The 18,082-nt window shown below is 42.0% G+C and carries 20 protein-coding genes and 1 tRNA gene; 14 read left to right on the top strand and 7 right to left on the bottom strand.

All coding sequences use genetic code 11. From position 1 onward, the window contains the following. Nucleotides 1-55: 55 nt before the first annotated feature. Nucleotides 56-1,981 carry a transglycosylase domain-containing protein gene (locus tag V7L20_RS10280; RefSeq protein WP_334743974.1) on the bottom strand — a complete coding sequence of 642 codons (1,926 nt, stop codon included), beginning with the start codon at nucleotides 1,979-1,981 and terminating at the stop codon, nucleotides 56-58. A 113-nt stretch (nucleotides 1,982-2,094) separates the two neighbouring features. Here V7L20_RS10280 and tyrS point away from each other — a divergent pair, with 113 nt between their 5' ends. The 6 genes from tyrS (at nucleotide 2,095) to gmk (ending at nucleotide 6,647) form a co-directional block, all read left to right on the top strand. After that, a complete protein-coding gene (gene tyrS, locus V7L20_RS10275) occupies nucleotides 2,095-3,342 on the top strand; it encodes a tyrosine--tRNA ligase (RefSeq protein ID WP_442943523.1) in 1,248 nt (415 codons plus the stop codon). A 14-nt stretch (nucleotides 3,343-3,356) separates the two neighbouring features. Further along, nucleotides 3,357-4,085, top strand: a complete 729-nt coding sequence (pyrF, locus tag V7L20_RS10270) for an orotidine-5'-phosphate decarboxylase (protein WP_334743973.1) — start codon at nucleotides 3,357-3,359, stop codon at nucleotides 4,083-4,085. Beyond that, nucleotides 4,082-4,777: a hypothetical protein gene (locus tag V7L20_RS10265; RefSeq protein WP_334743972.1), complete on the top strand. Its 696-nt coding sequence runs from the start codon at nucleotides 4,082-4,084 to the stop codon at nucleotides 4,775-4,777. The genes pyrF and V7L20_RS10265 overlap by 4 nt, the downstream gene beginning before the upstream one ends. A 64-nt stretch (nucleotides 4,778-4,841) precedes the next feature. Then, nucleotides 4,842-5,291, top strand: coding sequence for a DUF29 domain-containing protein (locus V7L20_RS10260; protein ID WP_334743971.1), 450 nt, complete (start codon nucleotides 4,842-4,844; stop codon nucleotides 5,289-5,291). A 217-nt stretch (nucleotides 5,292-5,508) separates the two neighbouring features. Further along, nucleotides 5,509-5,775 (top strand): extracellular matrix/biofilm regulator RemA, encoded by a 267-nt coding sequence (gene remA, locus V7L20_RS10255; protein ID WP_109011161.1) that lies wholly within the window; start codon nucleotides 5,509-5,511, stop codon nucleotides 5,773-5,775. 272 nt (nucleotides 5,776-6,047) lie between these two features. After that, entirely contained in the window at nucleotides 6,048-6,647 is a 600-nt protein-coding gene (gmk, locus tag V7L20_RS10250; RefSeq protein ID WP_334744042.1) for a guanylate kinase, read from the top strand. A 104-nt stretch (nucleotides 6,648-6,751) separates the two neighbouring features. Here gmk and V7L20_RS10245 read toward each other — a convergent pair whose 3' ends face one another. The 3 genes from V7L20_RS10245 to V7L20_RS10235 all read right to left on the bottom strand — a co-directional run bounded on the left by V7L20_RS10245 (nucleotide 6,752) and on the right by V7L20_RS10235 (nucleotide 8,183). Beyond that, complete coding sequence (locus V7L20_RS10245) at nucleotides 6,752-7,273, bottom strand: photosystem I reaction center protein subunit XI (RefSeq protein WP_334743970.1); 522 nt, start codon at nucleotides 7,271-7,273, stop codon at nucleotides 6,752-6,754. A 238-nt stretch (nucleotides 7,274-7,511) separates the two neighbouring features. Then, a complete protein-coding gene (locus V7L20_RS10240; protein ID WP_334743969.1) occupies nucleotides 7,512-7,646 on the bottom strand; it encodes a Photosystem I reaction center subunit IX in 135 nt (44 codons plus the stop codon). A gap of 39 nt (nucleotides 7,647-7,685) precedes the next feature. Continuing rightward, the gene (locus V7L20_RS10235) at nucleotides 7,686-8,183 is read right to left on the bottom strand and encodes a Photosystem I reaction center subunit III (RefSeq protein ID WP_334743968.1); all 498 of its coding nucleotides are present in this window, start codon (nucleotides 8,181-8,183) and stop codon (nucleotides 7,686-7,688) included. Nucleotides 8,184-8,454: 271 nt separating this feature from the next. Here V7L20_RS10235 and tsaD point away from each other — a divergent pair, with 271 nt between their 5' ends. Further along, a complete protein-coding gene (gene tsaD / locus V7L20_RS10230; protein ID WP_334743967.1) occupies nucleotides 8,455-9,504 on the top strand; it encodes a tRNA (adenosine(37)-N6)-threonylcarbamoyltransferase complex transferase subunit TsaD in 1,050 nt (349 codons plus the stop codon). Between the two features lie 70 nt (nucleotides 9,505-9,574). On the opposite strand, the gene V7L20_RS10225 is transcribed toward tsaD, so the two are convergent. Beyond that, a complete protein-coding gene (locus V7L20_RS10225; protein ID WP_334743966.1) occupies nucleotides 9,575-10,492 on the bottom strand; it encodes an alpha/beta fold hydrolase in 918 nt (305 codons plus the stop codon). A gap of 145 nt (nucleotides 10,493-10,637) precedes the next feature. Then, nucleotides 10,638-11,357 (bottom strand): hypothetical protein, encoded by a 720-nt coding sequence (locus tag V7L20_RS10220; RefSeq protein ID WP_100899857.1) that lies wholly within the window; start codon nucleotides 11,355-11,357, stop codon nucleotides 10,638-10,640. A gap of 535 nt (nucleotides 11,358-11,892) precedes the next feature. Here V7L20_RS10220 and V7L20_RS10215 point away from each other — a divergent pair. The 7 genes from V7L20_RS10215 to V7L20_RS10185 all read left to right on the top strand — a co-directional run bounded on the left by V7L20_RS10215 (nucleotide 11,893) and on the right by V7L20_RS10185 (nucleotide 17,587). After that, complete coding sequence (locus V7L20_RS10215) at nucleotides 11,893-12,444, top strand: GNAT family N-acetyltransferase (RefSeq protein WP_334743965.1); 552 nt, start codon at nucleotides 11,893-11,895, stop codon at nucleotides 12,442-12,444. A gap of 297 nt (nucleotides 12,445-12,741) precedes the next feature. Further along, nucleotides 12,742-12,815, top strand: a tRNA-Pro gene (locus tag V7L20_RS10210). A gap of 609 nt (nucleotides 12,816-13,424) precedes the next feature. After that, entirely contained in the window at nucleotides 13,425-14,243 is an 819-nt protein-coding gene (locus tag V7L20_RS10205) for a Tic22 family protein (RefSeq protein WP_334743964.1), read from the top strand. Nucleotides 14,244-14,268: 25 nt separating this feature from the next. Further along, nucleotides 14,269-15,159, top strand: coding sequence for a peptide chain release factor N(5)-glutamine methyltransferase (gene prmC / locus V7L20_RS10200; RefSeq protein WP_334743963.1), 891 nt, complete (start codon nucleotides 14,269-14,271; stop codon nucleotides 15,157-15,159). Between the two features lie 8 nt (nucleotides 15,160-15,167). Continuing rightward, nucleotides 15,168-15,638 carry a hypothetical protein gene (locus V7L20_RS10195; protein WP_334743962.1) on the top strand — a complete coding sequence of 157 codons (471 nt, stop codon included), beginning with the start codon at nucleotides 15,168-15,170 and terminating at the stop codon, nucleotides 15,636-15,638. A 297-nt stretch (nucleotides 15,639-15,935) separates the two neighbouring features. Beyond that, entirely contained in the window at nucleotides 15,936-16,529 is a 594-nt protein-coding gene (locus V7L20_RS10190) for an L-threonylcarbamoyladenylate synthase (protein ID WP_334743961.1), read from the top strand. A gap of 104 nt (nucleotides 16,530-16,633) precedes the next feature. Further along, nucleotides 16,634-17,587 carry a sensor histidine kinase gene (locus V7L20_RS10185; RefSeq protein WP_334743960.1) on the top strand — a complete coding sequence of 318 codons (954 nt, stop codon included), beginning with the start codon at nucleotides 16,634-16,636 and terminating at the stop codon, nucleotides 17,585-17,587. Here the strand turns inward: V7L20_RS10185 and V7L20_RS10180 are convergent. Then, nucleotides 17,535-18,005 carry a GNAT family N-acetyltransferase gene (locus V7L20_RS10180; RefSeq protein ID WP_334743959.1) on the bottom strand — a complete coding sequence of 157 codons (471 nt, stop codon included), beginning with the start codon at nucleotides 18,003-18,005 and terminating at the stop codon, nucleotides 17,535-17,537. The genes V7L20_RS10185 and V7L20_RS10180 overlap by 53 nt on opposite strands. Nucleotides 18,006-18,082: the final 77 nt, after the last annotated feature.

Below are 18,082 nucleotides of genomic sequence, written 5' to 3'. Positions count from 1 at the left end.
GATTTTGGATTAATTGCCAATCCAAAATCCAAAATTCACAATTCAAAATCCAAAATTATTGTGACTTGGGCCGAGGAAACTGGGAAGGTGGCTTGAAGTTTTCTACTGGTGTGTTTTTCAGTGCCTTCTCCATAAAATCTTTCCAGATAGGAGCAACCATAACACCACCTGTAGCATGGTCAGCTAATTGTCTGTTGTCGTCTCTCCCCACCCAGACAGCAGTTGTTAGTTGTGGTACAGTACCCACAAACCAAATATCTTTTTCTGATGATGTTGTTCCCGTCTTCCCTGCGGCTGGGCGACCGATAGCAGCACCTTTACCTGTACCTTCAGAAATTACTGATCGCATCACATCGATAATTGCTGCTGAGGCCCAAGGATCGAGAACTAGCTGTGGTTTAGGGGTATTGTCTAGCAACACGTTACCACTACTATCGGTGACACGGGCAATTACAGTTGGTGGCGATTGCCAACCATAATTAGCAAAGGTAGCATAAGCACTAGCCATTTCCAAAGGTGTGACACCAATTGCACCAAGTGGTAAAGAAGTCACAGGTTCCATTGGACTCGTAATGCCCAAGGTACGGCAAGTTTCTATGACTCTATTCATCCCCACAGCCTTACCAACTTTGATCACGGGAATGTTACGCGATTGAGCTAAAGCTGTGCGAATTGGCATCGCTCCCCTAAAACCACCATCATAATTTCTAGGAAAGTACCAACCATTACCATCTCTATAGCTAACTGGAGCGTCTACCACCGTTGAGTCTGGCCCATATTTACCAGTAGCAAAAGCAGTATAATATACAAACGGTTTAAAAGAAGATCCGGGCTGGCGTTGAGCTTGAGTTGCACGATTAAATTCACTAGTCTTAGGATCTATACCGCCCACTAATGCTTTGATAAAATGTGTGCGCGGATCTATTGCCACCAGAGCCATTTGATTTTTAGATAATCCTTGCTCCAAAAGTGTTTTATGCCACTTGGTGACAGTTTCCTCTGCCATGATTTGGAAGTTGGCATCAACCGTAGTTTGAACCCGCATCCCGCCTTTGAGCAGTGTTTCACGCCCAAACTTTTTAGCCAACTCCTGGGCTACGGTATTGGTTACATAAGGTAGGGCACTACCTTGAAAGGATTTGATTCTACCATATTTGATGTTTTGTTTGAGGGCATTGTCGTACTCTGACTGGCTGATCCAGTTCAACTCCAGCATCCGTCCTAGCACTTCTTTTTGTTTCTGTTTTGCCAGTTTAGTACTCACAAACGGGCTGAATTCTTCTGGTGCTTGGATCAAACCTGCCATCATTGCTGACTCACCCAAGCTTAAATATTCTGCTGACTTATTAAAGTAACTGCGGGCTGCCGTTTGTACACCATAATTGTTATGACCCCAATAAACTTGATTGAGGTACATTTCTAAAATTTGGTCTTTAGTAAGAATTTGTTCTAACCGAATTGCCAGCACAGCCTCTGCTAACTTCCGGGTAAAGGCACGCTTGTGAGACAAAAATAGATTTTTTACCAATTGCATAGTAACAGTAGAGCCACCCTCTTTGACTCCACCTGCTACAGCGTTAACTATTACAGCACGGCCAACACCAGTAGGGTTGATCCCGTGGTGATCGTAAAAGTGGCTATCTTCACTTGCTAATACTGCCCGTTTTAAATTCGGGGAAATTCTATCGAGGGGCACGACTTCCCGGTTGGCTTCCCCGTGGATACTCGTTAAAAGTTTACCCTTAACGTCATAGATGTAAGTTGTTTCTGAGGGAAAGAAGTTACGTAGCTGTCTCACATCTGGCAAATTGCGGAAACTAATGGCTAAACCAACCAGTCCTCCGGCTACAATGGAACTTGCCAGCATGGTCATTGAGAGGAGAGTACCGCCAGTTACCTGACCGACTCCTTTCAAAAACTCAAAACCTGATGAAGCCCGACGCTGTGGCTGTTTATCTTCAAAAGTCCTAGACGACGACACGGCGATTTCACTTCCTCACTTGTAAATTTAACTGTAATTGATTGGGCGAAGCAAGGCGGTTAATTTTTTGCAATTATAGTAGTTTTGCAGATCAGAAAGCGGATAAATTGCCAGTGAATATAACCAACTTAACTTCTAGTGTGCAAAACATAGCTAATAGTGGATTTTCTAGTATGACGCAAGATTTAGCTTGGCTGCGTCGTGGTGTGGTAGAAGTTTTCCCACAACCAACTGATGTTAACAGTGAAACTCTAGAAAAGCGCTTGTTAACTACAAACCAACCTTTGAGGATCAAATTGGGCATTGACCCTACAGGTACTGATATTCATCTTGGTCATAGCATACCAGTACGGAAACTGCGAGCGTTTCAAGATGCAGGACATATAGCAGTTCTGATTATTGGCGATTTTACAGCACGTATTGGCGATCCGACAGGTAAATCTGAAGTGCGTCGTCAGCTTACAGAAGCAGATGTAGCCCAAAATGCTCAGACTTATCTCGATCAAGTACGTCCTATCTTGGATTTTGACACACCAGGAAGATTAGAGGTGCGTTATAACTCCGAATGGCTCTCTGGGCTAAACTTAGAGAAAATTTTAGAGTTACTCTCCACAATGACCGTGGGGCAGATGTTGGCTAAGGAAGGATTTGCTGATCGCTATAAAAAAGAGAATCCAATTTTTATCCATGAGTTCCTGTACCCGTTAATGCAAGGTTTTGATTCTGTTGCCGTTGAGGCAGATGTGGAATTAGGAGGGACTGATCAAAAATTTAACATTGCTGTGGGCAGAGATTTGCAACGCCATTTTGGTCAAAAGCCCCAGTTTGGGATGCTAATGCCAATTTTGATTGGCACGGATGGGGTGCAAAAAATGTCCAAGTCTTTAGGTAATTATATTGGGTTGTCGGAACATCCTGGGCAAAAATATCAGAAATTACAAGGAGTTCCCGATAATCTGCTGAAGGAGTATTTTGAACTGTTGACAGATTTACCTCTGGATCAACTGCCAAAAAATCCCCGCGATCGCCAGACACTTTTAGCATGGGAAGTTGTCAAACAGTACCACGGTGAAACAGCAGCCCAAGAGGCTAAAGAAGCTGCCCAAAGTGGTGGAATGTTCGGTGCAGTTCCAGAATTCTCTTTAGCTGAGGTATCGCATCCCGTTAAGTTAGCTTATATTCTGAATGTCACTGGCTTATGCAAAAGTACTGGGGAAGGAAAGCGAAAAATTCAAGAAGGTGGAGTGCGCTTAGATGGCGATCGCATTACCGATGTTGATACTACTTTTGCTCAACCCGCCCAGTTACAAGGTAAGGTTTTACAAGTTGGAAAAAATAAGTTTGTGCGTTTAGTGCCTTAAATGGGGAGTAGGGAATGGGGAATAGTGAACAGGCACAACGAATTATAGTGCCTTTGGATGTGGCAGATGAACAAAGTGCGATCGCTCTTATAGATCAACTCCCGCAAGTGGTTTGGTGGAAAGTTGGCTTAGAGTTGTTTACCAGTACTGGCCCAAAAATTCTAGAAGTGCTAAAGTCCAAACAAAAGCGCATTTTCTTAGATTTAAAGTTTCACGATATCCCGAACACAGTCGCTGGTGCAAGTCGTAGTGCAGCCCGTTACGGGGTAGATTTGTTGACAATTCATGCAATATGTGGTATTGAGGCTCTGAAAGCTGCCAGAGAAGCGGCACAAGAAGGGGCAGCCCAAGCAGGTGTAAAACCGCCTAAGTTAATTGCCATTACTTTATTAACGAGTATTTCTGCTAGACAGCTGGCGTTTGATTTAAAGATTCCCCTAGAGTTACCAGAGTACGCGCTAGAAATGGCACTGCTAGCTCAAGAGGCGGGATTGGATGGGGCAGTTTGTTCGCCCCAAGAGGCGGCACAGCTACGACAAAGTTGTGGAGATGACTTTTTGCTTGTTTGTCCAGGGGTTAGGCCAACTTGGGCAGATAAAGGCGATCAAAAGCGATCGCTCACCCCAGCACAAGCCATTAAAGCAGGCGCAGATTATCTAGTAATTGGGCGTCCCATCACTGCTACTACTGAGCCGGAGTTAGCTTGGAAGAGGATTTCTCAGGAGTTAACCACAGTTGCATGAAGCTAAAAGTCAGTAAGAAGCCAGGGAATCTGGTGCAGTGTGTAGGGGAGAACAATCTTACCTCTTCGCTCAAAAAGAAAAATTATAGTTGGCTTTTAGCTTGTGGCTTCTGGGTTTTAGTATCAAATAGCCTTGCTTACCCAGCGTTCTCGATAAACCTCACCCCTAAACCCTCTGCGCTAGCAGAAAAGGAAAATGTCAACGACGGGGCGAAGTCTTTATGTTCTGAGCAAAATTTAGAGACATTAACTATAGAGCTACTGCAAGATTTACCTAGTTATACTAATCGTGCTAGTCAACGTGCCCGCCGCCTTAGAAGAAGCAGTGATATTTACAGTTATATCCTAGTGGCAGGAAGACCTGAGTTTACTCCTTTGCCCCTTAACCTTGAAGAATATAGTGCAGACGCTTCTAAAAGTTCTGCATCAGGAGTTGAGCAAGTTTTCTTTACTACCTTAGAACGGCAATACATAGGAAAGAAAGCGGTAGAATTGCAGGAATTCCACTGGCTATTGTTGACTAAAACTAAAATTGGTTGGCGTTTAGTGATGATGTTTTCTCAAATTGGTTCCTATTCAACACAGCAACCACTATATCCACCACGCGATAGTAGTAACGGCACTATTGCTCAAGGAGTTAAAACTTGGTTACGCGATTGTCAAGCTGGAAGTATACGTCACAATAATTCGTAATTCATAATACTTCGGTCAAGAAAACCTAATTCCAAATCTTCGTAAATTAGGAGAATATTAAATAATGTCTAAAATACTCACTCAAATTATTTATGAACAGGATTATCACTTGTGGTTAGAAACTACGTTGAAACAATTGCAAGAACGAGATTTAGAGCATCTTGATTGGGATCATTTGATTGAGGAGATTGAAAGATTGGGTAATGAACAGAAACACAAGCTGGAAAGTTATCTACTGCAACTTCTCAAACATCTGCTTTTGTATCAGCATTGGAGTCTTCCTGAATGTAAAAATCATTGGGAAGTGGAAATTGATAATTTTCGGGTGGAACTTAGGAAATTAACCAAATCTAAAAACCTCTACAACTATCTGCTCACGGTGCTTGAAGAAGTCTACATTGATGCGCTACGACAAGCGAAAAAGAAAAGTGGATTGAATTGTTTTCTGCAAACTTGCCCATATAGCATTGAGCAAATTTTAGATGTGGATTATTTACCACCATTTATTTATTGATAAGATACATTACCCAACTAGCTTGTATCAGTGTAATTGCGCCTGTATCTATGGGAAGATTTTGAGGAAAAATAGCTGATAAATAGGGAAAAAAAGCAGACATTATTTAAAAACGAAGGCTGGCTTGAATTTAATCGTTGTGACTCCCGTTTTTTGGCGATAACATGTAAATAAGTTTACTTCAAGCTTCTCAAACCGCGTTTGGCGTCATTTTTTTATGGAGATTCAGTTAATCAATATCGGTTTTGGTAACATCGTGTCTGCCAATCGAGTAGTTGCCATTGTCAGTCCAGAGTCTGCCCCGATTAAGCGGATTATCACCGATGCACGGGACAGGGGTCAACTGGTTGATGCAACTTACGGTCGGCGGACTAGGGCTGTAATTATTACCGATTCCAGCCACGTAATTCTGTCGGCGATTCAGCCGGAAACGGTAGCGAATCGCTTTGTAATTTCCCGCGAGCATCAAACTGTAGATAATTGATTAGGAGTAGATTAACAATCTCACTTCTATTTATACCACATCAGCAGTACTATGTGAATTAGACATGTTTTCTGTCACCCTTGCTACAAATTCTTTAGTCACTAGTACAGGTCGGCGGAAATAAACCTACCATTTTATTACAGCCAAAAATGTCAAAGTTAAAGCAGGCGTGAATGCGTGACTTTTGATGTCTGCCTTACGGTACTAATGAACTTGGCCAGGAACACAAGACTAATAAATAATATCTATTGATTGATTCACAGATTGAGGAGATGATGCCAGTTTTACCCATCCAGAGTATTGCTACTACCGAAGAACGCTTACATTTAGGCAGGTTGATTGTCTTAACTGGCCCCAGCGGGGTCGGTAAAGGCACTTTAATGCGATCGCTCCTAAACCGTCATCCAGAACTGTATTATTCTGTATCTGTGACGACTCGTTCTCCCCGTCCAGGAGAAATCGATGGCAAAGATTATTACTTTATCAGTCGCAGTAAGTTTGAACAATTACTTGCTGAAGGCGAATTTTTGGAATGGGCAGAATTTGCTGGGAACTATTATGGCACTCCCCGTGAAGCTGTACTTAACCAAATTCATTTTGGCAGGTTGGTGGTGCTAGAAATTGAGCTAAAAGGAGCAAGACAAATTCGTGCTTCCTTCCCCAGTGCCTTCAGCATTTTTATTTTACCGCCTTCTTTTGATGAATTGGAGAAACGGATACGCGATCGCGCCCAAGATTCTGAAGAAGCGATCGCCCGTCGTCTACTTCGCGCCCAAGAAGAAATTAAAGCCGCAGATGAATTTGATATTCAAATCGTTAATGACGATTTTGAAACTGCTTTAAATGACATTGAGACAGTTTTATTTCAATAAGTTAAGAGTTAAAAGTTAGAAGTTATCAATTTTAAACTTCTAACTCCTAACTCCTGTACAGACGCGATTAATCGCGTCTCTACTCCTAACTCCTCATTTCTAAATTAACCAAATAAACCCTGAATTACTCCCAGATTGCTAGTCAAAAAGTAAGCAACTACTGCACCACCTATACCACCAATTAAGAAAGAACTGGCAAAGTTGTTCCAGCTTTCTTTAGAGTTAAAAGCATCTACTGGAGGGTTGGGTACAGTAACACTAGCAAGCGCTTTCGGAGGATTGCTATTGGCATAGAGGGATAGGCTCGCCGTCAGAACAACAACCAAGCCAATAGCTGCCAATAATCCAGCTAAGTTGGCATTATCTGTATCGCGCAGTGGGCCCAATTTGGCAAAGGGGCCAAATATCCAGTAACCATGAGCCATACCAACTTCTAAACCGCGTCTTGCAGGAGCGAGTCCTGGGCGATAAGCTGGCAAGTTATTAATGAACCACTTGCTTAACGGAGAAGCATTAATCGGGGTTTCTAGATTACCCTTCTGCGGATCGCGGAATGCAGGAAAAACAACTTCCCGATTTCTGGGATCGCTAGGGAGATTTTTTGATGCATCTACTGCTTGCGCCATAGTTTTATCTTCGCCTCTAAATTTAAAATGGTGGCATTTTTATATTAATAATAATTGAGGCTAAAGATGCTTTTTGACTAGGAAGTTTAGAAAAGTTAATTTAGCTGCTTTCAAAAGTATGAAACTCGTAAGCTGTTCCCAGCATCACGAGTTTCAAAGAACTATTTTGTTAGTAGTAACTAGTTACTAGTTAATTGTCAACTAACAGCTAACAAAATTTTGAAATCCTTTCTTCAACTTATGGTAGTGGGTGGAAAAGTAGGTCAGGAAACAAATAGTTGAATAAAATCAACAAAACTGCTGTTAAAGACAAATTGACAAAAAGCAAAACTGGTCCCAAGGATAGATATTTTACGAAATAATTTTGCTGCATGAATCATTCTCCTAAATAAATCAAAAGTTGTCAGAAGGGTTAGCGTGGCGAAATGGGGATTTCTGTATCTTTAGCTGTTAATTCACCAGACAGAAGTTCTTTTACGGCTGCTAGGGGCCAAGTAAAGCCTGAGAGCATAATTGGCAGTGCCAAAGGAACTTCAATGATTACTTCTTTCAATTCGACGCTGCCACCCTCTTTCTTGATCGCTTGTAGGTAAGCACGACCTACCCAACCAATCCAACCAGCAATATAGAGAAACAGAATGCTAGGGATTAAGAAGTCACCAGCATGATTTAGACGGCCATCAACAATCAAGTGGGGGTAACCCTCAGGACCACACATCTCTTGAGAATAACGCTCAAATCGCTTTATTCCGGATTCGGGGTCAGCAGTGGTGTTACGGGCATTAGCTGCTAGCTGTTGAAAAGCGGGATTATCCTTGCACGGTGTCAAATTAGCCCCTAAAGCTTTTGCTGGGGAGGCAAAATTGAACCAAAGACAGATCGCTAAAATCAAAGCAAACAATCGTCGCATAGAGTTGTTTCCTTTTACTACAAAACAAAAAGTTTTATGTACAAAACGAAGCGGCTTGTACAGTTGTTTATTTGCATAACTAGGAAGTCATCATACTCTTGGGTGGGAACCGAGTAAAGTTTAAGTAAATAAAAGTTAAAGCTTCTCAACCAAGTCTTTATCGAGTGCTAAGTGGTGAAAACGATTCCTGAGTATCAGAATTGTTGTTGTAGGGTAGTAAAGAAGCAAGATTTTATCTCTAATACTCAAAACTCAGCACTCAGCACCCTCAATGGCAACCGTTTTAGCAATAGAAACCAGTTGTGATGAAACAGCAGTCGCAATTGTAAACAATCGTAAAGTTTGCAGTAGCATTGTAGCCTCGCAAATTCCAGTCCATCAGCAGTATGGCGGGGTAGTGCCAGAAGTAGCGTCTCGTGAACACTTGGAAACGATAAATGTTGCGATCGCTCAAGCCTTAGAGCAAGCCCAACTAAACTGGGAGAAAATTGACGCAATTGCTGCCACTTCTGCCCCTGGACTCGTAGGAGCGCTGTTAGTTGGATTAACTGCTGCCAAAACCCTGGCGATGGTACACAACAAACCATTTTTGGGAGTTCATCACCTTGAAGGTCACATTTACGCAACTTATTTGAGCGAACCAAGTTTAAATCCCCCTTTCTTGAGTTTATTAGTTTCTGGCGGACATACAAGCTTGATTTATGTCAAAGATTGTGGTAACTATGAAACGCTGGGACAAACTCGTGATGATGCTGCGGGTGAAGCCTTTGATAAAGTGGCGCGATTGTTAAACCTGGGTTATCCGGGTGGCCCAATAATTGACAAGTTGGCGCAACAAGGAAATTCCCAAGCCTTTGCTCTACCAGAAGGAAAAGTTTCTTTACCTGGTGGAGGATTTCATCGTTATGATGCGAGTTTTAGTGGATTAAAAACGGCTGTATTGCGTTTAGTGCAGCAGTTAGAGAAAGATGGTGGACAAGTACCAGTGGCAGACGTAGCAGCTAGCTTTCAGGAAACTGTCGCGCGAGCGCTTACAAAAAGAGCGCTCGCCTGTGCCCTAGACTATGGTCTAGACACAATTGCAATTGGTGGCGGTGTAGCAGCCAATAGCGGCTTGAGAAAAAACCTCCAAGCCGCCGCCGTCGAACATAACCTACGCGTCCTATTCCCACCTCTAAAATTCTGTACCGATAACGCCGCCATGATCGGCTGTGCTGCCGCCGAACACCTATCTCGTGGTCATACATCCCCCCTCACACTAGGCGTTGAGTCTAGGTTAGCCCTTACCCAAGTGATGAAGTTGTATCAATCTGTAGAGTAGTCATTAGTTATTAGTCATTAGTCATTGCTCATTTGTCAGGAGAGAAAAACTTTCTGTTTGCTTCAATGCCCTATGCCCTATAACTATTGACTATTGATCGGATGTGTTCAGCTACAGCATCCGGCTGTTCCAACATAGCCAGGTGTCCGCAATCAGGAATTTCCAAAACATTGTCACCACAATATTGGAAAAGTCTATGAAAGCTAGCTAAATGGCGTACATACTTAGGTTCCATAACCTTATCTTCAGCACCAGCCAAAAAATAAACTGGCTGCTTCAATTGGGATACTAGTTCAGGTAAACGATTGATTTCTTCTTCGGTTGTGGAGTCTAACAGACTTCCCAGAGCCGCTTCTGGGTCAGCCACAACAAAATCTATTACGCGTTGACGTGCCCAATGGCGTCCCAAAGGACGAGCGACACTGGCTCTGGTAAACAGCAAATCAATCAAAGGTACTTGGGACAGCCAGCGCGGGCGGATTTGTAAAAATTTCTGACCCGCCGAGCGAAACTGCTCAAAAGCTTCTTTGAGGTAAATACCACCACCAGCGTTGATACAGATCACTCCCTTAACACACTCAGGTATTTGATCTGCTCCCCAAAGAGCGATCGTGCCTCCCAAAGAGTGACCAATGAGCCAAGCACTGTTAATATTCAACTGTTTCAGGAGAATTGCTAGATCCTGAGCATACGCAGCAGGAGTATAAAGAGAATCGATTGTTGAGCCAAGCGCACTACTGGAGATGGGCGTCAGGCTAAAAGACGTTTCTGCCCGACTAAAATCGGTTTTTACCTGAGACTGAGATTCACCAAAACCCCGCAAATCATAAGAAAGGCACTGCAAATCATCTGATAAGCGAGAAATCACAGGTTGCCAATATCCACGGCTATTGAGCCAACCGTGGATAAATACTAAAGCATGAAGGCAGGAAGTGGGAGCCGTTAGCTCGTATGCGTGTGGAACGCCCAAGATTTCAATAGTTGCCATACTTATATCGTACCCCGAAGGATGGGTGCCACTAAATACGGAGTGCGAAAAGTTAGGAGTTGAGACGCGATTAATCGCGTCTTTACAAGAGTGAGGATCTGTTAGTTTTTAACTTATAACTCATAACTCCTAACTCATAACTTTTTCATTTATCTAGCAACCTCTGTCGCACCCCTTCAGCAATTTTGTGACCCAGATATTCAGGGATAAGACTTTCATTCGGCCCCAACAAGTAGAGAATTAGCCGTGTGCGTCCGCGCCAAACCAGTAAATTTGCATTGACTACCAGCAGGTCTTCCTGCCAGATGGCGTACATCACTTTGTAAAATAATCCTGGTTGATTATCGGCTTCAATCATTAGAGCAGGAAGATGAAAGACCGGATCGACATAGAACTCAGTTTGTACCTGCTCTAAGCCAGTATCAAGATTGAATTCTACTGCCAACATCTCTTCTACCTCAAACCGACCTCCTAAAGCTTCACGAATAGCACGACAGACATTTTCTGCGGTTTTCTCGGTCAAGGCTTTACTACCACGAGATACCAACAGTTTGATAAAAACTAACATTGGCGGACGGATCTGACCGTATAGACTCAGACCGTGAATAGTCAACCCATAAGCTGCTAGTACACCAAAAATATCACTTAGAAGAAAAGACTGGTTACGGTAAGCAAAATGCAAGGCACTTTTGCTACCTTCAGGTTTTAGCTCAATAACAGCGCGTCTAGTTTTATAGAGACGGTAGGCTAGCCGCAAATTTTGCAGTTGAATCTCACTGCTGACGAATTGCTCATAAAACTGGGGAAACGCTCGATTAAAGCGTTTTAGGAGTTCTAGTGTCGAAGATTTTAAACCAGAAGCCATTGTTAAAGGTAAGACTCGCTTGCTTTCATCACTTGGGGACTAGGGGCTGGATGTTGGGGACTAGAGACTGGGGAAGAATTTTATCAAATACTCAATCTCTTATATACGATTCACTCCTAAACTAACGTGCATTTAAGCTCTATACGAGCAATTGCCAAGATTAGGTTTTTCCATTTTGAATTTTGAATTACAGCAGTTTGCTTTTGAAGTGAGGTACAAAATGTAAGACTCACGCATCATCTATACAAAGTTTCTACCTCCTGCCTCAAAACCTGCAATATTTCATGCAAAAGAAAACTCCTGTATTCATATCCTTACCCTTTTGGTGAATTTCTCCTAGCTTCTACAACAAAATGCTAAAGTTGAAAATGATTGGTGTGAAACACGCCCTAACTGGCTGTTACCATTGCAAATCCCGAAAACAACCGAAAAAATTTGAGTGTAAAAGGTAGTAAATGGGATAGCTATGTTAGACGGGAATCAACACTCCTGAGAGTGGAAACCAATTCAGTTATACTACCCGAACCACGTTGGCATGGGTTTTTGGAAAACTTGGTTTAGTACTCCTGAATCTGTAGCGCCTAGTAGGACAAACCCTTTTGAAGAATATAGAGCCGATACTGCAGGCAACTCCAACCCCAGCAGCATTAGCGAAGCTTCTTCAAAGGAGACTCGCATCGTCTTCAGTACGGAGCGAGACATTGACCTGTATGAGCTAGAAGAACTCTGTGATGCAGTTGGTTGGTCGCGTCGTCCTCTAAGAAAAGTGAAAAAAGCTATTGAGCATAGTTTTCTTGTCGCCTCAATGTGGCAGGTGAGAGGAAACCAAAAGCGGCTCATTGGTTTTGCCCGTGCTACCTCAGATCACGCCTTTAATGCCACTATCTGGGATGTCGTGGTTCACCCAGACTTTCAAAGTCAAGGACTGGGTAAGGCACTGATGAAATACGTTCTCAAAAAACTTAGGAGTGAAGAAATTAGTAATGTCACTCTCTTTGCTGACCCCCATGTTGTAGATTTCTACCGAACTATGGGGTTTATGGCTGATCCGGAAGGCATTAAAGGCATGTTCTGGTATCCTCACTAACACTTAATCAAAATCAAACCTGATTTTCTTGTGTAAATCAGGTAAAATAGTGAAAATCTATTATTTTGATGTGGTTTTGCTTTTTTTCAGCCGACGAAGGCGCAAGTATCTATCTTGTAAAACTAAGTCGGCAAAAACCTTTATCAGTGTGAAAATGTAATCTATCTTGTCTTTGCCAAAGAATAAAAAAGATTAGGCATAAGCGGTCTAATGTGATATAGTAAGCTTAATGCTTTTGGCAAAGCGCGATCGCTTTGATGGGATAAAAGCAAACCACAAAAAGCACATAAGTTGAAACGGGATGTAGCGCAGCTTGGTAGCGCGCCTGCTTTGGGAGCAGGATGCCGCAGGTTCAAATCCTGTCATCCCGATTTTTTAAATAATTAATATGCTTAACAGTTAAGGCACATTGCACTCAAGCTTTCTTTATAAGGTGTGCAATTAAATTGTAAATTTTTACCGATAAAAACAAATTGCCTGTTATAGTGTTGAATTAGTGTTGAAGTCTAACAGGCAAATTTACCTTTTAAGCAGTAAGATATTCCTGGCATTAAGGTTTGTATAGATTTGAGAAGATATTAAAGCAAACACGATGGAACGATTGATTAAGTAATAGCGTCACCCGATATTAGAGAAAGCAGATAAAATGGCATTTATCAGCTCCAAGTTCGAGAGACAGAGAGACTTTTGACTGTTTGAGAAGACATCTAATAAGCATCTACAGCATTTCGTCGTCAATAAAAAAACGAAATCGAGAAAAACACAACTTTTGCACAGTCGATTTTTCAAAACGCTACTATAGCAAGCCTAAATAGTTGCGGAATATTGGATCTTGACCGTTGACGGTTAACGCTTAACCTCAACGCGCACAATGAATTTTTTACAATTGAAATAGATTGCTATATAACTAAAGCTAGTTGATGCTGTGCAACATCCAACCATTTGTTTAACTAATTAGTCTATTAATACGAGGGGCAATCATGAAATCATTTATTCGCTTGGGCGCAACATTGAGTATAGCTGGCACTGTATTTTTAACAGGGCTTTCAGGAATAGGCAATTTACCAGGAATAGGCAATCAAGAGGCGATCGCATTACCACAAGATCAGGTAGTGAAAAAGCTCCAAGAAGTGCCTGTATTCACGCTCACCAATCCTAAAGGCGAATTTGTAGTACTTTCGAGGAACAACGCATCCAAACCAATCTCGCAAGTGGGATTTTTTATTAGCAAGCAAGATGCTCAAAAATTCCTTGACAATCGCCTCAAAAAAGAAAACCCTCAGTTGGCAAGCACCCTACAGGTTAGACCTTTGTCGTTGGCAGACTATTATAAAATAGTCCAAGAAAGTAAAAAGAAATCAGACTCTGTAATTTATACTCTAGTACCGACGCAAGCACAGGTAGCTTCAGCAACAAGTATGCTAAATCAAAATGGTAAAAAAGGGGAGCAATTCAATGGTATTCCCTTATTTGTACCCAAATTTAAGAAAGATAATAGCTATTTGACCATTCCTGTTGCCAACGGCAAAGAGCGGTATATCCCTTTCTTTTTTGAGAAAGAGCAAGCAACGGCTCTGTTAGACCAATTCAAAAAAGCCGTTCCAAAGGAAGCAAACAACACTGAAATTCAGGTGGTGGATTTATACGGTGTTATGGAGGCTCTTAATAGCAGTACCGACCCTAGTATCAATAAAATTGTTCTCTATCCATCGCGGGAATCGATCAATTTTATTCGCTCCCTTGTACAGAATCAATCTCCAGCTGCCAAGCCTGCTGCAGCACCCGCTCCGAAAAAATAAGGGATATGCGCTCCAAGGTTGAGGTATGGGGGAGAAACATCTGATCGTTTCTGGTTTACAACTTTGGGAGTGGCGAAATGTAGCTCACCAAGCAGCGATCGCCACTGATGTCCCACCTACCGAGGTAGATTGGCTGCTGCTTGAAGTTGCTGGGTTAGACCGCTTGGCACTGCGTTTGGAGTCTTTTAAAAACTGGCCCCAAATTCAACTGCAATTACCTCTAGAAGAGTTAGATCGTTTGTGGCAGAGGCGATTAAATGACCGCTTACCAGTGCAGTATATTGCCGGAATTACACCTTGGCGTAACTTTCAAATTGCAGTGTCAAGTGCGGTTTTGATTCCCAGACCAGAGACAGAATGCTTAATAGATTTAGCTTTAGCATCTGCTAGTAATTCTTCAGGAAACTGGGCTGATTTAGGCACTGGGAGTGGAGCGATCGCATTGGGATTGGCAGATGTCTTGCCAAAAGCAACTATTCATGCTGTTGATTACAGTTTGGAAGCTTTAGCGATCGCCCAAACTAACGCCCGTAATTTAGGTTTTGCTGACCGGATTAAATTTTATCAAGGTTCCTGGTGGGAGCCACTGACATTTCTCAAAGGTCAATTCAGTGGTATGGTGTCGAATCCCCCTTACATACCCACCAGTACCTTACCTACCCTGCAACCAGAAGTAGTTAACCATGAACCACATTTAGCTTTAGATGGTGGCAGTGATGGCTTAGATTGCATTCGCCATTTGATAGAAATTTCTCCCAGCTATTTGCGATCGGGTGGGGTGTGGCTGATTGAGATGATGGCAGGACAGGCCGATGCAGTGCAAGAACTTTTGCAAAATCAAGGTAGCTATTGTAAAATTCAAATTCATGCTGATTTAGCTGGAATTGAACGCTTTGCCCTAGCTTATAGAAGTTAGGGTTCCCCTTGCTTAATTTCGCTATCTCCATCTGTTTGAGCCATTGCAATATCACTGGAATATCATCAATTGCATCCGCAGTTATTACAGTTAAAGTAGTTGAGCCACATACAGTTATTTGCCGAATTATAGACCCACAAGCATTAAATATAAGTTATAACGAAGCACTAGGTAAAAGTTTTGACCTACTTGAGTTATATAGAAATACAAAAGGTAGAAAGCCAGATTTTACAGCAGAATTAAGAGTTTATGGGGACGGGATAAGGCGTGTAACATTAAGGGAACACAAATATATACAAGATGATGCAAAATGCATAGAGTCATGTACTGAAATGGCTCAGTTTTTGATAGTTGACAGAAGATTCCAAGAATGGATTCCTGGTTATGTAAACCCCAATCTATTGAATAAATACCGTAATTATGTAAGCTTACTCTTAGATACTTTTGAAAAATACCCTCAAGAAAAACCGAAGTTTTAATATTTTATCCAAGCAATAGCAGTTAATAGCTCCACCAGGTTATTTAGCAACATAATACTTAAATGTTAAATACATTATCTTAATTACTGATTTCGCAAATATGAGAAATTTTAGGTTTACACAAAATCACTTACAGCAGCTTGCAAGAAAGTGAGGTACAGAATGTAGGACTCATGCATCAGATATTAAAGAGCTTCTGCCTTCTGCTTCCTGCCTCAAAACCCGTAGTTTTGTACTTCATGCAAATGAAAGCTACTGTATATGGAATTGTTCTTGCCAACTTATTTAGTAAAATAGATGACGCAAGTTTTCCTCCCAGACCTAATAGCTGGCGCACGCGCTGGCTTGTTGGTGAGTTTTCCCACCGATACTGTGCCTGCACTTGCAGCTATACCAGAAAAAGCAGGATTAATTTTTGCAGCGAAGCAACGCAGTCAGGATAAACCTTTGATTTTGATGGCTGCTAGTGCTGAAGATTTGTGGCTCTATGTTAAAGGTGATAAGAATGAGTATAAAGTTTGGCAAGAATTAGCAGATAAATATTGGCCAGGAGGGTTGACGCTAGTTTTACCAGCTTCAGATAGCGTTCCAAAAGTAATGAACCCTACTGATCCAACGACAATTGGTATTCGAGTCCCAAACAGTGCGATCGCTCAAACTATTTTGGCGCAAACAGGACCCCTTGCTACTACTAGCGCCAATTTTTCTGGTCAGCCGCCTTTGCCAACGATGGCAGAAATTGAAGTTCAGTTTCCGAAAGTTCTGACTCTAGAATATCAGGGTGAAATGCTGGGGGTGGGTGTACCTTCCACCGTTGCTAAATGGACAGGAATAAATTGGCAGATTTTGCGGCAAGGTGCGATAAAGTTAGATATTTCCAGTGATAACTAAATATAGGTAGGTATAATGTTGTTTTCGTGGTTTTAACAACAGAGAAATCTGGAACTTTGGTTTGCGCTGGTGTGGTTAATTAACAAGTTAATAATTGCCAGATTATGAATTGGAGCAACTGGATATATCTAGGAGCAGGAATAGCACTAGGTATGATTTTCCGTCAGTTATTTGTGCGATGGCTACGCCCCCCGCAGGCATCGCCTAATGTTTCATCTAGCTCATCTCCAGTAGCGCCATTAAATCAACAGGAGATGCCACCAATATCGCAACAGCTACAGCAAACGCAGCTGGCATACGAGATGGCAAAGGAAATGAGCCAGTTTAAAGGTGGTTTCTTGGCGCGGACTACCCATGAATTGCGATCGCCCCTCAGTGGTCTAATAGGCTTACATCAGTTAATTTTGTCGGATCTGTGTGAAGATCCGGCTGAAGAGCGAGAATTTATTGCCCAAGCTCACGAACGAACGCTGAAGCTACTCAAGCTGATGGATGAAATTCTCAGCGTTGCCAGAACTGAACACGGTACTAATAAATTAGATATTCAGGCTAGATCATTAGCTCAAATTTTAGAAGATGTTCATAAATTAACTTATATGCTGGCGGCCAATCGCAATTTTCCCTTACAATTGTTACCCGCCGACCCAGAAATTTATGTTTTGACAGATTACCTTTGGCTGCGCCAAATATTAATAAGTTTAATAGACACTGCTATTAATCAAATGCAAGAAGGCAGCATCTGTATTTCTAGCAGCACAGTGCCTACAAGTAATTTTGTCAACATTTGGTTGGATGTACCAACCCATGCCATACCCTCGAGCGAAGCGATTGATTTGATTGAATCTGAAAATCAGCCGGCCATTGACCAAGAAAAAGCTGCTCTTTCCCCAGGAATGAGGCTATTAATCAATCAGACTCTGGTGGAAGTTATGGGAGGAAAGTTAGAAATCTTGTCCTCGACCATTGCGAAGGAATCACCTCAAGAGATTAGCAGATTACAAATCTCTATCCCCCTAGTGATTCCTGAAACTGAACTTCTGTATCAGGAACAAAAGTAAGGTTAGGTAGGTTGTGTAACACCATCGTAGTGGTAGTATTGGGTTGAAAACCAATCTTTTCGTAGAAACCCTGCTGGTGAGTAGTTATTAAATAAATGCGCTCAACCCGCCTCATGTGGGGATGACTCAAAACGGTTTCTACTAACTTGCTTCCCAACCCACTACTTTGATACTTTGGATGAATCACAACATCCCAAATTGTGGCGCGATATATGCCATCAGATGTTGCTCTAGCAAAGCCAATGAGTTGATCGCGATCACAAACGGAAATTACTGGCTCACTGTTAACAATGGCTATACCTAAATCTTCAATACTGCGACCTTTTGCCCAGAAAGCTGAAATGTTTAACAGTTCTTGGAGTTGGTAAAGGTCAATTTCAGACTTGCGATCGCTAAATTGAATCTGAGACTCGTTCATGTATGGCATCCAGTTTTGGCAATATCTTTGTATATTTAAGTCATATTTTGCGAGAAATGGCTGTACGTATATATGTA

Origin of the sequence: Nostoc sp., from assembly GCF_036916735.1 — a bacterium.
In the GTDB taxonomy this organism is placed as follows: domain Bacteria; phylum Cyanobacteriota; class Cyanobacteriia; order Cyanobacteriales; family Nostocaceae; genus Nostoc.
Note: the sequence above shows the minus strand (reverse complement) of the source record. Positions and strands in the feature narration are given on the sequence as shown.